This is a genomic window from Exiguobacterium acetylicum, from assembly GCF_019890935.1.
Taxonomy (GTDB): Bacteria; Bacillota; Bacilli; order Exiguobacteriales; family Exiguobacteriaceae; genus Exiguobacterium_A; species Exiguobacterium_A abrahamii.
In genome coordinates, this window is record NZ_CP082333.1 from 239788 (window position 1) to 262395 (window position 22608).

Annotated in this window: 19 protein-coding genes and 1 riboswitch; of the genes, 15 read left to right on the plus strand and 4 right to left on the minus strand. The window is 48.5% G+C overall.

All coding sequences use genetic code 11. The features are described 5' to 3' along the window. Positions 1 to 39 precede the first annotated feature (39 nt). Positions 40 to 139, plus strand: a riboswitch (purine riboswitch). 75 nt (positions 140 to 214) lie between these two features. The 11 genes from K7G97_RS01365 (at position 215) to K7G97_RS01415 (ending at position 12414) form a co-directional block, all read left to right on the plus strand. After that, complete coding sequence (locus tag K7G97_RS01365) at positions 215 to 799, plus strand: xanthine phosphoribosyltransferase (protein ID WP_023466757.1); 585 nt, start codon at positions 215 to 217, stop codon at positions 797 to 799. Continuing rightward, a complete protein-coding gene (locus K7G97_RS01370) occupies positions 796 to 2097 on the plus strand; it encodes a nucleobase:cation symporter-2 family protein (protein ID WP_214724838.1) in 1302 nt (433 codons plus the stop codon). The genes K7G97_RS01365 and K7G97_RS01370 overlap by 4 nt, the downstream gene beginning before the upstream one ends. 221 nt (positions 2098 to 2318) lie before the next feature. Beyond that, positions 2319 to 3695 carry an amino acid permease gene (locus tag K7G97_RS01375; protein WP_223041158.1) on the plus strand — a complete coding sequence of 459 codons (1377 nt, stop codon included), beginning with the start codon at positions 2319 to 2321 and terminating at the stop codon, positions 3693 to 3695. A 120-nt stretch (positions 3696 to 3815) separates the two neighbouring features. After that, on the plus strand, positions 3816 to 4115 hold the full coding sequence (locus K7G97_RS01380; protein ID WP_223041159.1) for a rhodanese-like domain-containing protein: 300 nt from the start codon (positions 3816 to 3818) through the stop codon (positions 4113 to 4115). A gap of 156 nt (positions 4116 to 4271) precedes the next feature. Beyond that, positions 4272 to 6251, plus strand: coding sequence for a methyl-accepting chemotaxis protein (locus tag K7G97_RS01385; protein WP_223041160.1), 1980 nt, complete (start codon positions 4272 to 4274; stop codon positions 6249 to 6251). A 168-nt stretch (positions 6252 to 6419) separates the two neighbouring features. Beyond that, positions 6420 to 7607 (plus strand): DUF2157 domain-containing protein, encoded by a 1188-nt coding sequence (locus tag K7G97_RS01390; RefSeq protein ID WP_223041161.1) that lies wholly within the window; start codon positions 6420 to 6422, stop codon positions 7605 to 7607. Continuing rightward, the gene (locus K7G97_RS01395) at positions 7604 to 8047 is read left to right on the plus strand and encodes a GDYXXLXY domain-containing protein (protein ID WP_223041162.1); all 444 of its coding nucleotides are present in this window, start codon (positions 7604 to 7606) and stop codon (positions 8045 to 8047) included. The genes K7G97_RS01390 and K7G97_RS01395 overlap by 4 nt, the downstream gene beginning before the upstream one ends. Positions 8048 to 8419: 372 nt before the next feature. Further along, positions 8420 to 9277 (plus strand): SAM hydrolase/SAM-dependent halogenase family protein, encoded by an 858-nt coding sequence (locus K7G97_RS01400; RefSeq protein WP_223041163.1) that lies wholly within the window; start codon positions 8420 to 8422, stop codon positions 9275 to 9277. Further along, positions 9274 to 9825 (plus strand): ECF-type riboflavin transporter substrate-binding protein, encoded by a 552-nt coding sequence (locus K7G97_RS01405; protein ID WP_056064409.1) that lies wholly within the window; start codon positions 9274 to 9276, stop codon positions 9823 to 9825. The genes K7G97_RS01400 and K7G97_RS01405 overlap by 4 nt, the downstream gene beginning before the upstream one ends. A gap of 70 nt (positions 9826 to 9895) precedes the next feature. After that, the gene (locus tag K7G97_RS01410) at positions 9896 to 11599 is read left to right on the plus strand and encodes an energy-coupling factor transporter ATPase (protein WP_223041164.1); all 1704 of its coding nucleotides are present in this window, start codon (positions 9896 to 9898) and stop codon (positions 11597 to 11599) included. Beyond that, complete coding sequence (locus K7G97_RS01415) at positions 11590 to 12414, plus strand: energy-coupling factor transporter transmembrane component T family protein (protein WP_223041165.1); 825 nt, start codon at positions 11590 to 11592, stop codon at positions 12412 to 12414. Before K7G97_RS01410 ends, K7G97_RS01415 begins: the two co-directional genes overlap by 10 nt. A gap of 130 nt (positions 12415 to 12544) precedes the next feature. On the opposite strand, the gene K7G97_RS01420 is transcribed toward K7G97_RS01415, so the two are convergent. The 4 genes from K7G97_RS01420 to folE2 all read right to left on the minus strand — a co-directional run bounded on the left by K7G97_RS01420 (position 12545) and on the right by folE2 (position 17936). Beyond that, positions 12545 to 14338, minus strand: coding sequence for a carbon starvation CstA family protein (locus K7G97_RS01420; protein ID WP_023466771.1), 1794 nt, complete (start codon positions 14336 to 14338; stop codon positions 12545 to 12547). Between the two features lie 139 nt (positions 14339 to 14477). Continuing rightward, the gene (locus tag K7G97_RS01425) at positions 14478 to 15173 is read right to left on the minus strand and encodes a LytR/AlgR family response regulator transcription factor (protein WP_223041166.1); all 696 of its coding nucleotides are present in this window, start codon (positions 15171 to 15173) and stop codon (positions 14478 to 14480) included. Then, complete coding sequence (locus tag K7G97_RS01430; RefSeq protein ID WP_223041167.1) at positions 15154 to 16920, minus strand: LytS/YhcK type 5TM receptor domain-containing protein; 1767 nt, start codon at positions 16918 to 16920, stop codon at positions 15154 to 15156. Before K7G97_RS01430 ends, K7G97_RS01425 begins: the two co-directional genes overlap by 20 nt. A 110-nt stretch (positions 16921 to 17030) precedes the next feature. Beyond that, entirely contained in the window at positions 17031 to 17936 is a 906-nt protein-coding gene (folE2, locus tag K7G97_RS01435; RefSeq protein ID WP_023466774.1) for a GTP cyclohydrolase FolE2, read from the minus strand. 329 nt (positions 17937 to 18265) lie between these two features. Between folE2 and K7G97_RS01440 the strand changes: the two genes are divergently transcribed. From K7G97_RS01440 to K7G97_RS01455, 4 genes are all read left to right on the plus strand, one after another. Further along, positions 18266 to 19123, plus strand: coding sequence for a TerC family protein (locus K7G97_RS01440; protein ID WP_223041168.1), 858 nt, complete (start codon positions 18266 to 18268; stop codon positions 19121 to 19123). A 189-nt stretch (positions 19124 to 19312) separates the two neighbouring features. Next, on the plus strand, positions 19313 to 20077 hold the full coding sequence (locus tag K7G97_RS01445) for a TerC family protein (RefSeq protein WP_023466776.1): 765 nt from the start codon (positions 19313 to 19315) through the stop codon (positions 20075 to 20077). A 51-nt stretch (positions 20078 to 20128) separates the two neighbouring features. After that, positions 20129 to 21262, plus strand: coding sequence for a YfbR-like 5'-deoxynucleotidase (locus K7G97_RS01450; RefSeq protein ID WP_223041169.1), 1134 nt, complete (start codon positions 20129 to 20131; stop codon positions 21260 to 21262). Between the two features lie 11 nt (positions 21263 to 21273). Further along, positions 21274 to 22461, plus strand: coding sequence for a multidrug effflux MFS transporter (locus tag K7G97_RS01455; RefSeq protein ID WP_262415780.1), 1188 nt, complete (start codon positions 21274 to 21276; stop codon positions 22459 to 22461). The last annotated feature ends 147 nt before the right edge of the window (positions 22462 to 22608 follow it).

Below are 22608 nucleotides of genomic sequence, written 5' to 3' on the forward strand. Positions count from 1 at the left end.
TAAACCCCGTACAATGGTACACATCACGAAAATCACGAAACGTAAACGTATAGCAACGCTCGTATAATAGTGGGAATTGGCCCACGAGTCTCTACCGGATCGCCGTAACGGTCCGACTACGGGTGGTGAGTTACTGCTCTCTTTTTTGGCGTACAGTGGCTGCCCCCGGGTAGCGGCTGTACGTTTTTTCGTTTTTAAAGAGGAGAATGCATGTATGAAACGTCTACACGACATGATTAATCAAGAGGGAATCGTCTTATCGGATCAAGTATTGAAAGTGGATGCCTTTTTAAACCACCAGGTCGACCCGACCTTGATGTGGGAAATCGCCTATGAGTTCATGGATCGCTTCCAAGATGCCGGTATCACGCGGATTTTGACGATCGAAGCAGGTGGTATTGCCCCGGCAATGATGACGGCGCTCCGTTTAGGGGTACCAATGGTCTATGCTCGTAAGACGAAATCCGTCACCTTGAATGAAGGAACGATTTCAGCTGAAGTCTTCTCGTTTACGAAACAACAGACGAGTACGATTACGGTTGCAGAAAAATATCTGCAACCGGGTGAACGTGTCTTGATCATCGACGATTTCCTCGCGAACGGGGAAGCGGCATTTGGTCTTGCTCGTCTTGTTGAGCAGGCAGGTGCGGAAGTTGCCGGCTTTGGAATCGTCATTGAAAAGTCGTTCCAACCGGGACGTCAAAAGTTAATCGAAGCCGGGTTCCGCGTCGAGTCACTCGCTCGTGTGGAGTCGTTGAAGGACGGAAAAGCGACGTTCGTTGACTCGGTGACCGTATGAGACTATCGAACTTCAAAGCAGCTAGTCTTGGACTTCAGCATGTGCTCGCGATGTACACAGGAGCAGCTGTCGTTCCGCTGATCGTCGGGAGTGCGATCGGATTGTCGGGAGAAGAACTCGCTTATTTAGTGGCGATTGATCTCTTCATGTGTGGCGTAGCGACCTTACTACAAGTGCTCGTCACGAAATATACAGGCGTTGGTCTTCCAGTCGTCCTCGGTTGTACCTTCACCGCAGTCGGTCCGATGATCGCGATTGGTAGTCTTCAAGGAATTACGGCGATTTATGGTGCGTTGATTGCGAGTGGTTTGATCATTCTCGTCATCTCAGGATGGTTTAGTAAGATTGCTGTCTTGTTCCCGCCAGTCGTCCTCGGTTCTGTCGTGACGATCATCGGCATTTCCTTGATTCCGGCTGCAATCAATGACATCGGAGGCGGACAGGGCGTAAAGGACTTTGGTGACGCACGTTATCTCGGACTCGCCGGACTGACGATCGTCTTAATTTTAATCTTGAATCGTTACGGAACGGTCTTCTCAAAAGCAGCAGCCGTCTTGATTGCTGTAATGATCAGTACACTCGTTGCGTTCGGCATGGGGATGATCGACTTCAGCCCGGTGGCGGAAGCATCATGGTTCCAAATGGTGACGCCGTTCTACTTCGGTGTTCCGACATTCAATGCGACGGCGATCTTGACGATGACGCTCGTGGGTCTCGTCTCGATGGTTGAATCGACAGGTGTGTTCTTGACACTCGGTGAGATCACAGATCGTCGCTTGACGGATAAGGATCTAGCACGTGGCTACCGGGCAGAAGGTGTCGCGACGATCGTTGGTGGTATCTTCAACAGTTTCCCGTATACGACCTATAGCCAAAACGTCGGTCTCGTTCAGTTGACTGGCGTGAAGACACGTAAAGTCATTTTATTTGCGGGTGGATTTTTAATCTTGCTCGGCTTCTTACCAAAAGTGGCGACATTCACGACGTTGATTCCAAAACCTGTCCTAGGTGGGGCAATGTTGATCATGTTCGGAACGGTCGCAGCGAGCGGGATTCGTATTCTGTCGCGGGTCGATTTTTCGAAGAACGAACACGTCATCACGGTGGCACTCGCGCTCGGAATTGGTTTAGGAATCAGTACGAATCCGGAGATCGTAGCCGGTCTCCCATCACAAATCCGTGTCTTGACGGACAGCCCGATCGTCGCGGGATCGCTAACAGCATTATTGCTAAATGGAATCTTCCGATTGACGAGTAAGTCGGAGTCAGTAGACGCGCCACTTGCTAAAGTTGATTAACAATTGTAACTTTCCGAAAGGAGCCGTCCTGTATACTACTTAGTAGCAGGAGGTTCCTTTTTTTATACTGCTAACGTAATCAGAATATTCCGAGTATGTGGATTTGGTAAGAAATATCATATGAAAACGTTTACAAAATCGACACATCTTCTTTATACTGACAACGTAGCGGTACGGGGAACTGCTAAGAAACAAACAGAGACGGGAAGGACGTCGTAAAAATGAAACAACAGACAGAGTTGAATCGGGGACTGGAAGAACGTCACATTACACTGATGTCGCTGGGGGCGGCAATCGGTGTCGGACTCTTCCTAGGGTCAGCAAAAGCGATCCAATTAGCAGGACCAGGGATCTTACTTGGTTATCTGATTGGTGGTGTCATCATTTTCATTATCATGCGAGCACTTGGGGAGCTTGCAGTGCGGGAGCCGGTGGCTGGTAGTTTTGCGGAGTATGCCCGGAAGTATGTCAGTCCATTAGCTGGCTTTTTAACAGGTTGGAATTATTGGTTACTCTGGATTTTTACGTGTATGGCGGAAATCACAGCAGTCGGTATTTACATGAAAGTATGGTTCCCGGATTCTCAGGGGTGGGTATGGGCACTAGCAGCACTTGTCTTGATGACAAGCATCAACTTCATTGCTGTTAAATTTTATGGTGAATTCGAATTTTGGTTTGCGTTGATTAAAATCGTCGCGATCGTCGCCATGATCATCTTAGGAACTTTGACGATCGTCATTGGTCTTGGAAACGGCGGTACACCGGTTGGGATTTCGAATCTGTGGTCACATGGTGGATTCTTACCGAACGGATTCAGTGGAGTACTCCTTGCCATGCAGATGGTCATGTTTGCCTTCTTAGGAATTGAAGTGATTGGGGTCACAGCAGGGGAAGCGAAGAACCCGAAGAAAACGATTCGAAAGGCCGTCAATAACGTTTTCCTTCGAATTTTAGTATTCTATATCGGGGCGCTCTTCGTCATTTTATCGATTTATCCGTGGGATCAAGTTGGTGCGAACAATAGTAGTCCGTTCGTATTATTATTTGATTCACTTGGTATTCCGGCAGCAGCCGGCATCATTAACTTCGTTGTTTTAACGGCAGCACTCTCGTCATGTAATTCGGGTATCTTCTCGACAGCCCGGATGATGATGAACTTATCCGAAAACAGTGAAGCGCCACGTCGTTTCTCGAAAATCTCGAAAAACGGTGTTCCGGCACTGGCGACGATTCTTTCAGGTGTCGCCTTACTCGTCGGTGTCGCTTTGAACTACTTCTTACCGGAAGACGTCTTTGCGATCGTTACGAGTATCGCGACGTTCGGAGCTGTTTGGACGTGGGCGATGATTCTGATCGCACAAATGCGGGCACGGAAGGTACACGGTTCAGCAGAATTCGCTGTTCCGTTCTTCCCGGTCGCGAACTATATTGCCCTTGCGGCACTTGCTGGTGTCATCGTCTTGATGGCATTTGACGCAAGTACACGCATCGCTTTGGTCGTTGGACCACTGTGGTACGCAATTCTGATTGCTGTCTATTATGCACGGGGAATGCATAAGGAGACACGTCAGTCGACGCGTCAGGCATCAGGAGAATAATGAAATGAGCGGATCCGGAAACGGATCCGCTTTTTCAACACTTCGCACCAAACGGTTTCGTTTTGTTTTGATTATAGATTTGCTACACTTACGGCAGAACCATACAGGAGGTCATACGAAATGAAAACGATTCATGTAGACGAGTTACAAGAGCGATTAGAAGCAGGCGAGGCGTTACACGTCGTCGACGTTCGGGAGCAGGATGAATACGATGCAGGACATATTCCGAACGTCCGCTTCCTTCCGATGTCTGAGATCGGCGAACGCTATACGGAGCTGCAAGAAGGCGAAACCTACTACTTGATCTGTAAAGCGGGCGCACGGAGTGAAAACGTCGGTCGTTTCCTCGAGCAGTACGGATATGATGTCGTCAACGTTGAAGGCGGTATGATGAACTGGAAAGGCGATCAAGAAGCATAAGGATAAGCGTTACCAAGGAAGACGACTCTATGCGGGTCGTCTTTTTTTCATGTGAATCAATGAACGATTATTATTTTTTACTATGAATATTCTTCGCTATTCTTCCGATAAAGAAGGTAGAATAGCGAGTCCTTGCACTCGGGAATGGAGTGACACATGGAACAAAAGATCAAACGCACGATGAGCATCAAACAAAAATTAATTCTGACATCGATTCTATTATTAGTAATCCCAGCGCTTGTGATCGGATTCGTCGCCTACAATCAGGCGAAACAATCCATGACGGAGCAAATTCTACAATCGGCACATGGTGGAGTCGATCGAATGAATGATGAGATCCAGAATATCATTGATCCGATGCGACGCGATGTCGCCTTTTTTGCGGACCGGATTGACGGAACGCTTTATCAAAAAGGAAAACAAAATGCAGCGTTAAAAGAAAAAATGACGGAATATCTCGATATGCATCCGCAGGCAGCGAACATCTATTTCGCAACGACGGAAGGGGATATGAACATTTTCCCGGAACAAGTCATGCCCGAGGATTATGATCCACGCGAACGTTCATGGTATCAGTCAGCGGAAGCAGCAGGTGGAAAAGTCGTCATCACCGATCCATACGTCGATGCGGCCTCAAACAAGATGATGGTCACGCTCTCGCAGACGACAGGCAACGGAAGAGGTGTCGTCGCGATTGATGTCGATGTCGACCGCATCGCGGAAATCGCGAAAAAGATTAAAATTGGTAAGGAAGGTTACGTGACGATTCTCGATTCGAATAAGAAGTTCGTCACGCACCCAACGTTAAAACCAGGTGAAAAAGCGACAGGGAACTGGGTTGCCCCACTCTATGCGGATCCAGCTGGACAATTTTCGTATGAATTCGAAAATGAAGGCAAACAGATGGACTTCATGACGAATGATTTGACGAAGTGGAAGGTTGCCGGAACCCTGTACGATCACGAAATCACCGATGCGACATCAAGCATTCTTTGGACGACACTTGCTGTCATTGGCGGAATGTTACTCGTCGCAGCCGTCTTCATTTACTTCATCCTTCGCTCGATTCTTCGCCCACTCGGTCATTTGACACGTGGGGCAGAACGGATTCAATCCGGTGATTTGACGGAACCGGTCATCGTTGAATCAAACGATGAGGTCGGACAGGTCGCACAAAGCTTTAATGTCATGGTCGATTCACTCCGCTCGATCATCATCAATCTCGACCAGTCGATCACACAAGTAGCCGGTTCGTCGCAGGAATTAATGGCGAACTCTGCCCAGACGACGTCCGCATCGGAACAGATTGCGGGATCGATTCAACAGGTCGCAGCGGGGGCCGATCAATCGAAGCGTCAACTCGATGCGAACGCAGTCTCGCTCCAGTCGATTACAGCCGGCATCATGCGGATCGCTGAGAGCTCAACGGACGTCTCAGAGCTATCACGTTCAACGGCAACAGAAGCTGAGAACGGAACGGTTGCTGTCCTGCAGAACGTTAAGCAGATGAAAGAAATCGATGCCTCCGTTCAAAATTTCGGTGGTGTCATCAGTTCACTCGCGCATCGTTCGAATGAGATCGGAAAAATCGTCGATGTCATCAACGGTATTGCCGAACAAACGAACTTATTGGCATTGAACGCGGCGATCGAAGCAGCACGCGCAGGCGAAAACGGAAAAGGCTTTGCCGTCGTCGCAAGCGAAGTAAGGAAACTAGCAGAGCAGTCACAGGACTCAACGAAGCAGATTGCACAGCTGATTCAAAACATTAAACAGGAGACGGATCAATCGGTCACGATGATGAAGGAAGTCTCGGGACAGACGAAAGCTGGCTTGTCGACGACGGAAGCATCAGCAGAACGATTCCAGAAGATTCTCGAACGGACACAAGAGATGACACCACGAATCGAAGACGTGACGGCAACTGTTGAGGAAATCGCAGCGAACGTTCAAGAGGTATCAGCATCGGCGACGGAAATCGCCCATATCGCGCAAGAGAATTCGTCGGCGTCGAAACAAGTCGCAGCGACGACAGAAGAGCAGTTGAGTGCGATGGAAGAGATTTCGCAATCTGCGAAAGCATTATCCGATATGGCAGAAGAGCTACAGGTACTCGTTGCCCGTTTCCGTGTTTAAGTCATCGATTATAAAAAGCAAGGAAGCTAGTCTTCCTTGCTTTTTTTCGTCTATCACCATTCTGTGACAAACTGAACAAATACCTTGGAATCCTTGTGAATCCGGGCTTGAGACGGGGTTAAAACGGGAAAATAATAAATGTCTAACACTTCGAAGGAGGTGGGTACGGTGAAGCAGTTACGCAAGATGAGAGAGTGGAGTGAAGCGGGGCTTTTGGACGAAGCAACCGTCAAACGAATCATCGATTATGAGAACAATCGTAAGGAAAAGCAACGTCTCCCGCTCTTGTTGATTGTTGGAGGGACCTTCGTCGTCTTGGCTGTATTCAGCTTTTTAGCTGCCAACTGGCAAGCGATGCCGATCGGCTGGAAAATCGGACTTGTCGTAGCACTCATGTGGATGTGTTACATCATGGCGGATCTTTCGGAACGTCGTCGTATTTTTCATCCGGTCGTCTTTCGAATCGGTGGAATCCTAGCGTTTGGCGCCTCGATTCTCGTAGTTGTTCAAAGTTTTCACTTGCCGATGGAAGGATCACTGCTCAGTTGGTGTATGTTTGTCGCCGCATTAGTGCATTATATGCTTTGGCGTCATGAAGCATACGGTGTCGTCGCCTTCCTTTCCGGATGGACGATCTTTACGAGTCTTGGTGGTTTTGGTCAAGAACAGGCGAGTTATCTCGACTGGACGTCGTTCGGTCTGATGGTCGTGTTGTCGTTCAGTTGGTTTTACTTCAGTCAACGTCTGCCATCGCTTTTGTTTAGCTGGCTATTTCTCTTCTTCAGTGGTCTCTCCTTGTTTCTCCTCGTATCGTATGACGGATTCCTGTGGCCGGTCTGGACGCTATTTTTACTCGTTCCAGTTCTCTGGCTTGTTCGTGAGGAGTCCAATCGTCGGATCGTCGAAATGGTCTATCTGGTCGTCGCTGCCATCAGTTCGATCGTCTATCTGTCTATACGTGCGGAATCAAATGCCGCATTACCATCCATGACAGAAGCGATTCTGCTAGCTATCGTATCCATCGGGTTGGGAATTTTCCTCTATCAAAAACGTCGCTCCTTATTGTTTATCGTTCCGCTTGGATTCGTTGGAGTCCTGTGGCTTGATGAACAGGCCATTCTACTCGCCATCCTCGTTGAACTATCCGCGCTACTGTATCTGTTGTATCAAGAACGTCGTCATGCGATCATCTGGCCAGCCTTCCTATATTTCATTCTCGTTCAACTCGCGATATACGTCATCTATGCGTGGGATCGTTTGAACATGTCTTTGTTTTTCCTCATCGGTGCGCTCCTCATCTTCCTATTGTCCGGTGTCTTATGGTGGTTACGCCGTAGAGGAGGTGTGACGTCATGAAGCACTATTTAATGCCTGTATTGCAGACGTGCGCCGTTGGTCTGTTGATCGTCAGCTTTTTTGCGACCTCCTGGTTCGGAACATCGTACCGTTTTCGGGCAGAGCCGTTTGATCCGTTTGATCCCGTTTACGGTGAATACGTGATGCTTCAGTATCCGGATTTAAAACCAGGTCCGACGATTCAAAATGGGCGTGTTTATGTCAGCTTCGAGACAGATGCTTCCGGTTATGCTCAAATCGACCGGATTTCGAATGAACGATTCTTCGGAAGTGTTGCTGGCGACTATTACGATCAATACGTGTCGATTCCACAGTTGACGCAGTATTATGTCGAACAGGGAAGCGGAAAACAATACGAGAAAGCTAAAGCACTAGAAGTCCATGCGGATGTGTCACCATGGGGAACGATCCGGACGACGAATTTAAAAATTTCTGAGTAAAAAACCTTGCGTCAGGGATGAAACGGTTGTACTATTAATTTAAATTTTCAGACAACTAAATCTGCATGCGTAGATGGGAAGAGTAAAGTGATCAGAAATCGATAGAGAGTCTCTGTTGCTGGAAATGAGACGATTTCGTCATTTGAAGATGGTCCCGGAGCAGTCGGAAGAACGTGAACCGTGTTCATCAGTAGAACCGACCGGTAGGACGGATACCGTTAGCATTCCATGGAGTCTCGTACTCCTAGAGGTGGCTGAACGTGAGTTGAGCCATGAACGAAGGTGGTACCACGTGATCAGACATCACGTCCTGAGAGATGAGGGCGTGGTGTCTTTTTTGTGGGGACGTTCGCGCAGGAGGAGGATGACGAGATGGCAGAAGCATTGGTATTGCAATCAGACTTTGGCGTGAGTGATGGGGCAGTGAGTGCAATGTACGGGGTAGCGCATAGCATCAATCCAGAGATTCGGATTTTTGATTTGACGCACGACATTCCACCGTTTCACATTTGGGAAGCGTCCTATCGGTTACTGCAGACAGTGCCGTACTGGACGGAGCAAACGGTGTTCGTTTCTGTCGTTGATCCAGGTGTCGGGTCAAGTCGAAAGAGTGTCGTCGCGCGGACGCATGCGAATCAATACATCATCACACCGGATAACGGAACGTTGACGCACCTGTGGCAAGGCGGATACATTGCTGAAGTGAGACAACTCGATGATCAACGGCATCGCTTACCGCGGATGGGGGAATCGTATACGTTCCACGGACGGGATATCTTTGCTTTCACGGGTGCTCGATTATCAAGCCATGTCATCACCTTCGAGGAAGTAGGACCCGTTTTACCTGTTGCGGACATCGTCTTGCTCGACCGGACAGTTGCCTCGTCGTCGAACAGCGGTGTTACCGGTATCGTCGAGATTCTCGATGTTCGCTTCGGAAATGTCTGGACGAATATTCCGGTCGCTCTCGTCCGTCAGGCGGGTCTCGACATCGGTAGCCAGGTCAAGGTAACGATTTCGTACCGGGAACGGATCGTCTATGAACAGACACTGCTCTTTGGTCATTCGTTCGCCGACGTGCCAGTCGGTTCAGGCGTCGTTTACATCAATTCGCTGGATCAGATTGCTCTTGCCTTGAATCAAGGTTCGTTTGCGCATGCATTTGAAGTTGGAATCGGAAATGACTGGAGTGTTACCGTACAACACATCAAAGGAGGAGATCGAACATGAAAGGATTTACGACAAAACAGATCGTCGCAACCGGGATCGGAGCAGCTGTATTCATCATTTTAAGTCGATTCGCTGCGATTCCGACAGGCGTACCGAACACGTCAATCGAGACAGCCTATGCATTTCTCGCATTCATGGCAGTTTTGTTCGGACCGGTCACAGCCGGTTTGATTGGTTTAATCGGTCATGGATTAAAAGATGCGATTTTATATGGTTCCCCATGGTGGAGTTGGGTCATCGTCTCCGGCTTCGTCGGGTTTGGCATCGGACTGATCGCTAACCGGATTCGCTTAGAAGAAGGCGGATTGACGACACGTAAAATCGTCTTATTCAATGCGACACAAGCCATCGTGCAAGCGATCGGTTGGATCATCATTGCACCGGTACTCGATATCTTAATTTACACGGAGCCGGCGAATAAAGTCTTCGTCCAAGGGGCTGTCGCTGCGACATCAAATATCTTGACAGTCGGTGTCATTGGAACATTGTTACTCGTCACGTATGCCAAAACAAGAAGTAAAGCAGGCAGCTTGAAACGCGAAGTTTGACCGAATGAGCTATGATCCTGTGCGAAGAGTCGACAGGATCATAGCTCATTTGGCTTGGGGGGAGAAAGACATGACAAACGTGATTGAATTTCAGGATTTTTCATTTACATATCGGAGTCAGTCGGAACCGACACTCCGGCAGATTCAGTTAACGATTCAAGCAGGAGAACGCATCTTAATCGTTGGACCGTCGGGTTCAGGAAAAAGTACGCTCGCCCAGTGCATCAATGGGTTGATTCCGTTCTCGTACCCGGGAACGTGGGAAGGACAGGTCCTGATCAAAGGACAAGATGCCCGGGAGTTATCGTTATTTGATCGTTCGTTGCATATTGGCACGGTGTTACAGGATCCAGATGCGCAGTTCGTTGGTTTATCGGTTGGCGAAGACATCGCCTTTGCGCTCGAGAACAAACAGACTAGGCGACCAGAAATGCAGGAGATCGTCGAACGCGTCGCACGGATGACGGATGTCGAGACGCTCTTGCACGCACGATTGAATGATCTATCAGGCGGACAACGACAGCGGGCGGCATTAGCCGGAGTCCTCGTCGAAGATGCGGATATCTTACTGTTTGATGAACCGCTCGCGAATCTCGATCCGGTAGCGGGACAAGAAGCGATGGCGCTTATGGATCGACTGCAACGTGATACGAACCGCACACTGATCGTCGTCGAACATCGAATCGAGGATGTACTCGTCATTCCGTTTGACCGCATCATCGTCATGGTCGATGGGGAAATCGTTGCCGATGACCATCCGGATGTCATCTTAAGCAATGGCGTGCTTCAACAAGCGATCTTGCGTGAACCCCTCTATGTCAGTGCCGCACGCTGGGCTGGTATGACTGTTGAACCTGTGGACCAGCCGAGCCGCATCGATCCCTTTTTAAAACAGTTCAATCAGACGGACGTGTTAGAGCGTTTAGAGGAAACGCCTCAAAAAGAGACTGCAACCGCTACTGCGTTGCTCGAACTTGAACAGTTGGCGTTTCATTATCGTCAAGGAACACCGGTGCTTGAGAATGTGACGGCGACTTTTCAAAAAGGAACACTGACGACGATCGTCGGTCAGAATGGTGCCGGGAAATCCACCCTTGCGAAAGTGTTGAGTGGTTATCAACGGACGACAGGTGGTCAGATCCTACTTGACGGAACTGATATCACGAACCAATCAATCACAGAGCGAGCAGGAACGATCGGATTCGTCCTGCAAAACCCAAATCATATGATTTCAAAACACCTTGTGCAAGAAGAAATCCGCTACGGGATGCAGGCGCTCGGATTAAGTGAAGCGGAAGAAAACGAGCGTCTCGAGCAGACATTACGTCGTTGTGGATTATATCCGTTTCGTAATTGGCCGATTCAAGCACTGAGTTTTGGTCAGAAGAAACGAGTGACGATTGCTTCGATTCTCGTTCGACGACCGGATATCTTGATTCTCGATGAACCAACAGCCGGTCAAGATTACCGGCATTATTCGGATATGATGGACTTTTTAGAAGGATTGAAGCAGGACGGGATGACGTTACTCATCATCACGCACGACATGCACCTCGTCTTAGAATACAGCGACCAAGTCTGCCTCGTGCAAGCTGGGCGTATCCGTTATGCTGGGACATCATTTGGACTGCTGAATCAAGAACAATTACTGCATCACGCCCATTTAAAACAAACATCACTCTTTACGATAGCTCAATATCTCGATATAGACCCGGAACGATTCGTCGAGTCCGTGATTACGGCGGAGCGAAAGGAGCGGGAACAATGGCTGTAGAAATGCTTGGTTATATTGAAAAAACGTCACCGATTCATCGCTTGACGGGAACGACGAAACTAATCGGATTCTTGTTATTTACGACAGCGACGATGTTCACCTATGATACACGCATTTTACTTGTGATGGGGTTAGTCAGTATCGTGTTATTCCGCTTGTCGCGTATCCAGTTTCGGGAAGTTCGGTTCGTCTTGATCTTTACAGCAATTTTTGTCCTAATCAATGCGCTCGCTGTTTATCTGTTCGAACCAGAGCAGGGTGTAGCGATCTACGGATCACGTCACATCTTACTTGAAGGAATCGGAAGATTTACGGTGACCGCAGAACAATTATTTTATCTGTTCAATTTAATCTTAAAATACAGTGTGATCGTTCCGATTGCCGTGTTGTTTCTCGTGACGACCCATCCGACGGAGTTCGCTTCTTCGTTGAATCGGATTGGTGTTCCGTATAAGATTGCCTTTGCGGTCTCCTTAGCGCTCCGTTATATTCCGGACGTTCAATCTGATTTCCGGACGATCGCGAATGCTCAGGAAGCACGGGGGATTGCCGTCTCACACGGTTCCCTTTGGCAACGGGCACGTAATAGCATTCAGATTTTACTTCCGTTGCTATTTACGAGTCTCGAGCGGATTGAGACGGTCAGTAACGCGATGGATCTCCGTGGATTCGGTGCCGGACGAAAGCGGACGTGGTACAATCAACAGACGATGACACGAATCGATTATGTCGCGATCAGCTGTGTGCTACTTTTGACGGTTTTGTCATTCGTCGTCACTTTCTACGATGGCAACCGCTTTTATAATCCATTTTAATGATTGGTAGATAATAAATAGGGAACTGAAAGATAAGATAAAAGAGGGAAGCTTTCCGGATGAAATACCGGAAGAGCTTCCCTTTTATTTGTTGGAATGGTACAAGCATGTTTACATCAAATAGATCCAGTTACGCAGATCGTTTTTGATTTTCCCAACGTGGTGAATTCAACAGTTCAATCCATTTCTTAACGGCTGAGATCGTAATGACGATCGCGAGCAGTCCCATCGTTACCGACAAGACCGTATTCAAGATGCTGAAACCTGGAGAATCTGGATTCGCATAGACATTTGCGACCATCCAGATATCCGCGAACGTTACCGTGATCAGGAGATAGACGAGTGGGATGAACGTCGTCAATGCATAGACTTTTTTGTCAGCGATTTTCAAGATGATCGTCGTTCCGATGATTAAGCCAATCGATGCCATCAGCTGATTGGATACCCCGAATAATGCCCAAATCGAACCGATGTCACCCGAGAACAGGAGATAGCCCCAGAAGAACGTGCCGAGTGCTGAAGCGAAGATGGCACCTGGAATCCAGTCGACGCGTTTGAGTGGTTTGTAAAACTCCCCGAAGAAATCTTGAATCAAGTAACGGGCGACGCGTGTTCCGGCATCGATTGCTGTCAGGATGAAGACCGCTTCGAACAAAATAACGAATTGGAAGAAGAAACCGGCAATCTCTTTGAACCATGGGATGGCACGGAAGATGAACGTCATACCGACAGCGAGTGAGACGGCACCACCTGTTCGACCTGCCAGATCGAGACCGATTTCACGGGATAGATCATCGAGATAGACTGTGCTCATACCGAGCGTCGCGAATACTTCTGGAGTTGAGTTGATGGCGAAGTAGTCACCGACTTCAAGCGATGTCGCAGCGATCAATGCCATGACGGCAACGAGACATTCGACAAGCATGGCACCGAAGGCAACGGGTTTAATATCGCTCCACCGATTGATCATCTTCGGTGTCGTACCAGAACCGACGAAAGCGTGGAAACCAGAGATTGCACCACAGGCAATCGTGATCGAGATGAATGGCCAGACTGGACCAGCGATGATTGGACCACCACCATCAACGAACTTCGTGAACGCCGGGAATCGAATGTCCGGGTTGATGATGAAGACACCAACGATCAAGGCAAGGAAGACACCGATTTTCATGAAACTCGATAAATAGTCGCGAGGTGCGAGTAAGAGCCACACTGGCAGTGCAGCAGCGAAGAATGCATAAATCGGTAAAGCAATCGCGAGTTGACGTGACGACAGATCGAACCAGTCACCGATGAATGTTTCCGTTAACTGAGGACCAAAACCAATCGCAGCTAGAATAAGTAGAAAACCAACTGTTGAAGCAAGTGCTAGGTTACCACCTTTACGTAAGTAAATCCCAACGAACATCGCGATCGGAATCGTCGAGAAGACAGCGAATGTACCCCATGGGTTATGTTCCAGGGCATGCAAGACGACCATCGATAGACCAGCCATCGTGATCGTGATGATGAAGAGCATCGCAAGACCGGCACAAAAACCAGCGACGGGACCTAATTCTTTTTTAGCGACTTCAGACAGCGATTGACCGTCTTGGCGCATCGAAGCAAAAAGGACGACCATATCATGGACCGCTCCACCGATGACGGCACCGATCAAGAGCCACAGTAAGCCGGGGAGATATCCGAACTGCGCAGCAAGAACAGGTCCGACGAGTGGACCGGCAGCAGCAATTGCTGCGAAGTGGTGTCCGAACGAGACCCATTTGTTCGTTGGGACGTAATCTTTTCCGTCCGCTAATTTATGAGCAGGCGTTTCGCGATCATCTTTGATTTTTAAGACTTTCGCGGCCATGAACGTACCGTAAAGACGATACGCGATTAATAAGATACAGATGACAGCAATAACGATTGGAGTAGCGCTCATCTAAAATTCCTCCTCTTGAATGAACTATGATGGATTTAGTATACAAGTTATGGAAGCGCTTTCTTTGATTTTTAGATGAGGTGTCGGTTTCGTTCGATGAAAGGTTGAAAATGGACCTTGAATCACAAAAAAGAAGCGCTTAAATACCGAGCGCTTCTTTCAGTAGTTTGACATACGTCCGACTGACTGGCACATCAATCTGATGAATTTTTAAATTATAGGCTCCGTTGAACCAAGGTTCGATGGCATCGATTGCTGATAAGTTGACGAGGTATGAGCGGTGAACTCGTAAAAAGCGATGATCTTGAAGCTTTCGTTCAAGTTCGAGTAAGGTCTCGTTCGATGGATACGCCTCATGTTCTGTGACGATCTTTGTTTTCCCGTTCTCAGCGACGATATAATTGATATCTTGAGGAGACAATAATTTCAGTTGTTCGCCCGTCTCGACGGCTAAACGTTCAAGTCGAGGTGCTTTTTTCGGAAGCGGTCGTGCAACTTTTTCAATCGCACGGACAATCCGAGCCGGATCATACGGTTTCAAGATGTAGTCATAGGCATTGAGCTCAAACGCTTCAAGCGCATGAGCATCATACGCCGTCACAAACAAAAGAGCCGGAGGACGTGGCATCGACTTTAAGCGTTTAGCGACTTCAAGACCACTTCCGTCTGTCAGCTCGATATCGAGAAAGACTAAGTCGGGTTGAAGGGAGCGAACGAGTCGTTCGGCTTCCTCGACACTACCGGTTTCCCCGACGACTTCAAGACCGGCTGCGGTCACGTGATAACGGAGCTCATCACGTGCGAGCGGTTCATCTTCAATCAACAAGGTGCGCATGCTGAATCTCCTTTCTGACTTCAATCGGGAGACGAATCGCGATCGTCGTGCCGTTTTGACCGTCACTCGTGATCGTAAACTGTCCCTTTTCACCATATAAACTTCGAATCCGTTCTGCCGTATTAAATAATGCGGTACCGGTGCCTGAGGACGGAACGACTTCTCGACCGAGACGGGCAAGGCGCGAGGCATCAATGCCGCGTCCGTTGTCGACGACTTCGAGACACAGCTGGTCTGCCTCACACCATGCCGTCACCCCGACATATCCTGTCTGTTCAGAAGAAAACGCATGAAGGAACGCATTTTCGATCAACGGCTGTAAGATGAACGGTGGAACGAGTAAAGCCGTCGTCTCGTCTGCTAAATCGATATCGAGAAACGGACGATTCGGAAAACGAGCGGCTTCAAGCGATGTGTATGCTTCGATGTGCTCGAGTTCCTTTTGGAGCGGAATTTTCGTCGATCGTGCGCCTTGGAGGTTACTGCGGAAGAACGTCGACAATTCGAGCAACAACGTGCGTGCCTGTTCGACATCCGTCCGGCACAGCGCATAAATCGTATTGATCGCATTAAACAGGAAGTGGGGATGAATTTGTGCTTCGAGTGCCCGAATCTCGGCATCTTTCAGTAAACCGGCTTGCCGCTCTGCGTTACCGAGTGCAAGTTGTGTCGAGAACAATTTCGCTAACCCTTCAATGAGTTCGACTTCGACGGCGTCGAGCAATTCGGCATGAGGATAATAGACTTTCAACGTCCCGATCGTCGTTTCCCCGACGATGAGCGGAGCGATGATGCCGGCTTGAAGGGGACAATCGGTTACGGGACAGCCGATATCGAGTCGTTCCGTCACAAGACGAACTTGTCCGTCCTGCAAGACATGCTCAGTCGGTTTCGTCGTCCAGTGACTCCCAGCTTGATGGTGGTCGCTCCCGATACCGATATGGGCCAGGATGACGGAACGATCCGTCAGTGAGACGGCTTCGGCTCGCGTTTGCTGCAACAGAATTTCCGCGACAGCTTCTGCCGTATGGATATGTAGACCACGCGTCAGATGCGGCAGCGTCAAATCGGCGATATGCAACGACCGTTCGGCTTCTCGTGCCCGAACCGTTTCCTCTTCTCGCGCAGCGAGGCGGATGATCGATAAGAACAACCAGACACCGAGGACGTTGATCAGTGTCATCGGTAAGAAGATGAACTGGACGAGTTCGACTGCCGCATCAAAGGGACGGGAAAACAGTAAAATCAGTGACATTTCAAACAGCATTAAAAAAGCAGTCAGACACACGGGCAATAACGCTTGGCTACTGAGGCGGTCGCGCCAATAGGAGCGTAAGAGACCGCTGACACCACCGGCAATGACAGTCGAAAGCGCGCAAGCGAACGCTGTGAATCCGCCGAGGGAATACCGGTGAACCCCGACGATGAGTCCGGTCATCAAGCCACCGAGCGGACCAGCGAGCAATCCGCTGATGACGACGATCATCGTTCGTGTATTCGCAATCGCTGATGTTCCGTCGACCTCTTCGAGCCAAGCATGAGGCAAGAAGTCTGCTAAGTCGACTTTGACCCCTGTATAGTTACTTAAAATGCCATACGTCGCAAAAAACAGGACGAGGACACGAAATTGCCAGCCCGCTTCCGGTTGACGCAGCAGCCGTCGTGTCGGTCCCCACTGGGCGAGGATGAACGCTAAGATGATCATGATACCAAGTCGTTCGAGTAAAAAAGGAATCAGTTCCAACATGTGCATTCCTCCATTCGAGTTAAGTGTAAACGCTCGCAAAACGGAGAGCAATGCCGGTATACAAAAAAAGCCGTACTCGCTCGGATTAAGAGGGAGTACGGCAGACTTACTTATTGTGCGTCTTTATCGAACGTGATCCGTGCGATCGCGTCGTGTTGGTGAATCGTTTCTTCGTTACGACATTCGACGTAGAACGAAGCGATTGGATCCATTTCGTACAAATCAGCAGCAATCAAGCGAACCATATCTTCTACGAAACGTGGATTTTCGTATGCCATCTCTGTCACGCGCTTTTCATCCGGACGTTTGAGTACTGGGTGAAGTGGCGCTGAGGCATTGGATTCCGCAGCATCAAGCAATGATTGTTTCCAGTCAAAGTCTTCTGCTTCATCACGTAACGATGCTTCCATCGTGACGTAACCACGTTGGTTGTGAGCACTGTATTCGCTGATTTCTTTTGAACATGGGCAAAGTGTCGTGACGTTGATCGTCAAGCCGACAGACAACGTCGCTTCGTCCGTTTCCGTGTTGACGCTGACTGTTTGCCATACTTCAGCATTCATCAAGCCACTAAGACCTGTTGCAGGTGCTTTACGTGTGAAGAACCATGGGTAACGGATCGTCAATTGACCTTCCGTTTGTTCCATGCGGTCTGCTAAATCACGCGCAAATTGAATGAGTGACTCGTTCGTGACCGTCCAACCTTCGTTGTGGTATTGATCAAGTTGTTCTGTTAAACGGCTCATATTGATCCCTTTACGGTCTTGTACGAGTGATGTCGACAGTTCAAACGTCGCGACTGTCGCTTGTGTCTTGTCTCCGTCTTGGATGACGACAGGATGTTTAACGTTTGAGATTCCGACAGCATCTAGTGCGAACAGGAAGTTCTTCGGTGTATTTTGCAAGTCGACCATCTTATCTTTTTCAGTCGGTTTTGTTCCTTTGATCGGTGGTACCGAACCGAACAGCTTATGGCGCTCTTCTTTCGTTGGTAACGTAATCGGGTAGGTAGACATATTCATTGGCCCCTTTGTCCTTTTGTAGTGTTTCAATAGTAATAACATGACAGGAATGCTAGAGACGAGCAAGTCTGATGATTCCGCAAATGTGTTTCATCTTTTCATCGCTAGAAGTATTGTCTTGAATTTTATCACGAACGTTCGATAAACGAAACTCGCACGACTCAAAATCGACACATTCTACATCTGTAGGAATAACTTACTTGCAATCGGGTATACTATCCTATAGTATATGTTCAGGTGAACGTGTAATCATTGTTTTTTCGTCATGGTCAATAATTGAAGTTTTTTTATTTTACAGGCAGTAAGAGAAAGGGATGACAGAGATGGATTGGCAGTTACTATTACAGTATGCCTGGGTCGTACTCGTCTTGATCGCGCTTGAAGGATTACTTTCAGCGGATAATGCACTCGTACTCGCGGTCATGGTCAAGCACTTACCAGGAGAACAACAAAAGAAAGCACTTTTTTATGGACTAGCTGGAGCGTTCGTCTTACGATTCGCGGCATTGTTCGCGATTTCGTTCCTCGTCGATATTTGGCAAATCCAAGCACTCGGAGCAGCGTACTTGCTCATCATGGGACTACGGCATATTTATAAGACCGTTAAAGCCAGAAAGCTCGGTGAGAACCATGGGGCTGAAAATGAGCTAGATGAAGAACCGAAGTCGGAAGAGCCAGTTTCAAAAGGTGAATTCTGGCGGACAGTCGCGAAGATCGAATTCGCGGACTTAGCGTTTGCTGTCGATTCGATTCTTGCAGCAGTAGCACTTGCCGTTGCCCTTCCAAACTGGGGATCAGGTGAAATCGGTGGTTTGAACACAGGTCACTTCATCGTCATCTTAACAGGTGGTTTGATGGGTGTCGTCTTGATGCGGTTCGCCGCACGTGTCTTTGTTAAATTACTCGCAGATCGCCCAGGTCTTGAGACAGCAGCCTTTGCAATCGTCGCTTGGGTCGGTGTGAAGCTAGCTGTTCTGGCGCTTGAACACCCGAAATACCACGCATCAATCGAAGGAACAATCTTTGAAGCCTTAAAACTTCCTGAAGGGTTTGCCCATAGTACACCGTGGCAGGCATTCTTCTGGACAGTCATGGTCGGTCTTGCTCTTTGGGGTTGGTTCTCTTCACCAAAAACAAAATCAAATCCAGATGCTGAAAAAAAAGTCGATCAAAACTTATAAGAAATGGAACGATCCGTCGATGACGGATCGTTTTTTGTGTAACGCATGAAAGAAGGATACGCACGTTACAACTGTTTAAACAGCGGGAATAAGAGACACAGTGAAGTCAAAAAGGAGAGCAGGTCTCTTTTTCTTTCCTCATGTCCGGCATATAATGAATAGACTGAACAATAAAGGGGATTCGTTAGTATGGATATTGGATTAATTACACAGTATGCGACCGTCGGGCTCGTACTGATCATTTTGCAAGGATTACTATCCGCCGACAATGCGATGGTCATGGCGGTCCTCGTCCGACCGTTACCAGACGATCAACGTAAAAAGGCGCTTTTCTATGGCCTCGTCGGAGCACTCGTCTTACGTTTCGTCGCAATCTTCTTTGCTTCGTATTTAGCGACGATTTGGGAACTTCAAGCACTCGGGGCGATCTACCTCTTTTATGTGGCGTTCAAAGGAATCGTCGAGGCTCGATCGAATAAACATCAAGTACCGGATGCAATTGCCTCACAAAAAGCCTCACCGAATTTTTGGTGGACGGTCGTCAAAGTCGAGTTCTCTGACTTGGCGTTCGCTGTCGACTCGACACTTGCCGCTGTCGCCATGGCAACGACATTACCGATGATTGGTGGAACGATCGGTGGTCTGAACACAGGACAATTCTGGGTCGTCTTCTTCAGTGGGATCATTGGTCTCGTCATCATGCGTTACTTCGCGAGCTGGTTCGTCGTCTTGCTCCAAAAGCGACCAGGTATCGAAGAAGCTGCCTTTTGGCTCGTCGCATGGGTTGGTGTAAAACTGGTCGTCATGACACTCGCGCATCCGTCGATCGACGTCTTGCCGCATGAGTTTCCAGAGAGTACACTATGGCAAACGATCTTCTGGGTCGTACTTGCCCTAATTTTAATCATTGGTTGGTTCCGTAGCGGAAGTAGTTCAACCAAATCAGCAAAATAATACAATGGCGGGCAGGGTACTCTCTGTCCGTCTTTCGTTAGGAGAGATTTCATGCAAAACGGTAATTTCATTCGGATGCTGACGCGGATGCAAAACGTTCCACGGTGGGATGAATACGCACCACGTTTTCCGGATAACGCAGCCAGTCACAGTTTTCGTGTTGCCTTATTCAGTTTGATGGCAAGCTATTTAGAAGAAGCAGACGGGCAACCACCAGTCGACCGCCAGACATTGCTCGGAAAAGCTCTATTCCATGACATGAACGAAGTCATCACCGGACCCATTAAACACCGGACGAAAAAAGAGCCAACGTTACATGCACACATTCAGGCAATGGAACAACAAGCAAGTGAACAGCTCGTTGCCTTACTCTCGAAGTCGCTTCAACCAGCGTTCACGACATACCTCGTACATGCAGAGGATGAATCACCGGAAGGGCGAATCGTCGAAGCCATCGATACGTTCGATGCGATGTTGTATGCACGAAGGGAAGCACGGATGACGGAGTCCGTCTTTTTCGAACAAAAAGCAGCGGAATTACAGGCTGTTCTGGAACGACATCCACTCGTTTCGATTCGTCGCTTGACACAGTCGGTCATGGAAGAGGATGAGATGTCTCATTTCATTGAAAATGTCTTGATGATGGATACGATTCGGCGCTGGAAAGGACGTTTCAATACGATTGATGATAACGACGCGACACATGCGTTTCGAGCAGCCTCACTTGGTATCTTCAATGGTCTGATTGAATCGGAAAAGTACGGCGTCACGATCGACATCGAAGAAGTCGTCTCACGTCTCTTGTGTCATGATCTCGTTGAAGGAACGACAGGAGATGTTCTTGGACCTGTCAAACATGCAACACCGGTCACAGCAGCAGCCTTCGAAGCTTACGAACGGGCAGAAGGAGAGACGTTGATCAATAATTTACCAAAAGAAATCCGAGCACCATTCCGTCGGTTCGTCGTGGAAGCAAAAGACGAGACATACGAAGGACAGATGGTTGATGTGATCGATAAACTCGATGCATTGATTAAAATGAACATGGAACGGAAGTTGAACGGGGTCGAGTATGAGACCGGTTACCGCGCACAACTCAAAAAGGTTCAGATGACATATGAAAATCCATCGGTCGTCTTTTTCCTCGCTTATGTCTTGCATGATTTGGATTACGTGACGTCATGACGAAAGAAACCATGACCCCACGCCGCTTAACGTTGATCTTGATCCTCGGTTCACTTGCTGCACTTGGACCACTCTCGATCGACATGTATCTACCTGCTTTTCCAGATATGTCACGCTCGTTTGATGCGAGTGCATCACTAATCCAATTGAGTTTGACGGCTTGTATGCTCGGAATGGCACTCGGACAATTGATCGTTGGTCCGCTCAGTGACGTTCGCGGTCGTAAACGACCGCTGATGGTTGCATTACTTGCCTATCTGCTCGCTTCTCTCGCCTGTGCGATGGCACCGACGATTGAAGTGTTGATCGCGCTTCGATTCATCCAAGGAGCAGCTGGAGCGTCAGGAATCGTCATTTCCCGGGCAATCGTTCGTGACTTATTTGATGGACCCGAATTGACGCGGTTTTTTGCTGCCTTGTCACTCGTCAACGGAACAGCACCGATTCTCGCACCCGTCATCGGAGGACAGTTGCTTCGGTTCGGTGACTGGCATTTCGTCTTCTACTTGCTAGCGATTTTAAGCACGATGATGTTACTTGCTGTTGCACTCCGTTTACCGGAAACACTTCCGCTTGATAGACGTGTTGAGGGAAACCTGACGACGACGTTGAAGACGTTCGGACGTTTGTTGACGGATCGCGTCTTCATTGGCTATGCGTTCGCGCAAGCATTCGTCATGGGCGCGATGTTCGCCTATATCTCGGGTTCACCGTTCGTCTTACAAAATATTTACGGCGCTTCGCCGCAACAGTTCAGTTTTTTGTTCGGTTTAAACGGAATCGGAATCATCTTAGCAGCACAAATCGCCGGTCGCCTTGCGGGTCGTGTCGATTCAGAGCGGCTGATGCGAATCAGTTTGACGATCGTTGCGAGTGCGAGCATCTTATTGTTCCTCGCCTTGACGTTAACGGATCAGCTGATCTTCGTTATGATTCCACTATTCTTCGTCGTTTCAAGCGTCGGTTTGATCTCGACGCTCGGTTTTACCTTAGCGATGCAAAATTACGGAGCAACGGCAGGCAGTGCCTCGGCTCTTTTAGGTCTCTTGCCGATGCTCGTCGGTTCGCTCGTGTCACCACTCGTCGGGGTCATGGGAGAACAATCGGCTGTTCCGATGGGACTGATCATCATGACCTTAGATTGCCTGGCGCTCATTCTCTATTATGGTCTGATTGTTCGTCGACCGAATCGTTCATAAACGCTAATTATTCAAAAACGTTTGTCCTCTGTAGGGGATGAACGTTTTTTTCTTTTAATGAAAGGAAAAGAATTGGAATTCATTTTGAAACATTTTCTAAAAAATAAGCGTAGAAGAGAAAGAAAGCCAGTACTTCAGAAAGGAGTG

What these genes read in the sequence shown, in the direction of transcription:
- K7G97_RS01365 (WP_023466757.1), top strand. Translation starts at nt 215, where the DNA reads ATGAAACGTCTACACGACATGATTAATCAAGAGGGAATCGTCTTATCG.
- K7G97_RS01370 (WP_214724838.1), top strand. Translation starts at nt 796, where the DNA reads ATGAGACTATCGAACTTCAAAGCAGCTAGTCTTGGACTTCAGCATGTG.
- K7G97_RS01375 (WP_223041158.1), top strand. Translation starts at nt 2,319, where the DNA reads ATGAAACAACAGACAGAGTTGAATCGGGGACTGGAAGAACGTCACATT.
- K7G97_RS01380 (WP_223041159.1), top strand. Translation starts at nt 3,816, where the DNA reads ATGAAAACGATTCATGTAGACGAGTTACAAGAGCGATTAGAAGCAGGC.
- K7G97_RS01385 (WP_223041160.1), top strand. Translation starts at nt 4,272, where the DNA reads ATGGAACAAAAGATCAAACGCACGATGAGCATCAAACAAAAATTAATT.
- K7G97_RS01395 (WP_223041162.1), top strand. Translation starts at nt 7,604, where the DNA reads ATGAAGCACTATTTAATGCCTGTATTGCAGACGTGCGCCGTTGGTCTG.
- K7G97_RS01400 (WP_223041163.1), top strand. Translation starts at nt 8,420, where the DNA reads ATGGCAGAAGCATTGGTATTGCAATCAGACTTTGGCGTGAGTGATGGG.
- K7G97_RS01405 (WP_056064409.1), top strand. Translation starts at nt 9,274, where the DNA reads ATGAAAGGATTTACGACAAAACAGATCGTCGCAACCGGGATCGGAGCA.
- K7G97_RS01410 (WP_223041164.1), top strand. Translation starts at nt 9,896, where the DNA reads ATGACAAACGTGATTGAATTTCAGGATTTTTCATTTACATATCGGAGT.
- K7G97_RS01415 (WP_223041165.1), top strand. Translation starts at nt 11,590, where the DNA reads ATGGCTGTAGAAATGCTTGGTTATATTGAAAAAACGTCACCGATTCAT.
- K7G97_RS01420 (WP_023466771.1), bottom strand. Translation starts at nt 14,338, where the DNA reads ATGAGCGCTACTCCAATCGTTATTGCTGTCATCTGTATCTTATTAATC.
- K7G97_RS01425 (WP_223041166.1), bottom strand. Translation starts at nt 15,173, where the DNA reads ATGCGCACCTTGTTGATTGAAGATGAACCGCTCGCACGTGATGAGCTC.
- K7G97_RS01430 (WP_223041167.1), bottom strand. Translation starts at nt 16,920, where the DNA reads ATGTTGGAACTGATTCCTTTTTTACTCGAACGACTTGGTATCATGATC.
- folE2 (WP_023466774.1), bottom strand. Translation starts at nt 17,936, where the DNA reads ATGTCTACCTACCCGATTACGTTACCAACGAAAGAAGAGCGCCATAAG.
- K7G97_RS01440 (WP_223041168.1), top strand. Translation starts at nt 18,266, where the DNA reads ATGGATTGGCAGTTACTATTACAGTATGCCTGGGTCGTACTCGTCTTG.
- K7G97_RS01445 (WP_023466776.1), top strand. Translation starts at nt 19,313, where the DNA reads ATGGATATTGGATTAATTACACAGTATGCGACCGTCGGGCTCGTACTG.
- K7G97_RS01450 (WP_223041169.1), top strand. Translation starts at nt 20,129, where the DNA reads ATGCAAAACGGTAATTTCATTCGGATGCTGACGCGGATGCAAAACGTT.
- K7G97_RS01455 (WP_262415780.1), top strand. Translation starts at nt 21,274, where the DNA reads ATGACCCCACGCCGCTTAACGTTGATCTTGATCCTCGGTTCACTTGCT.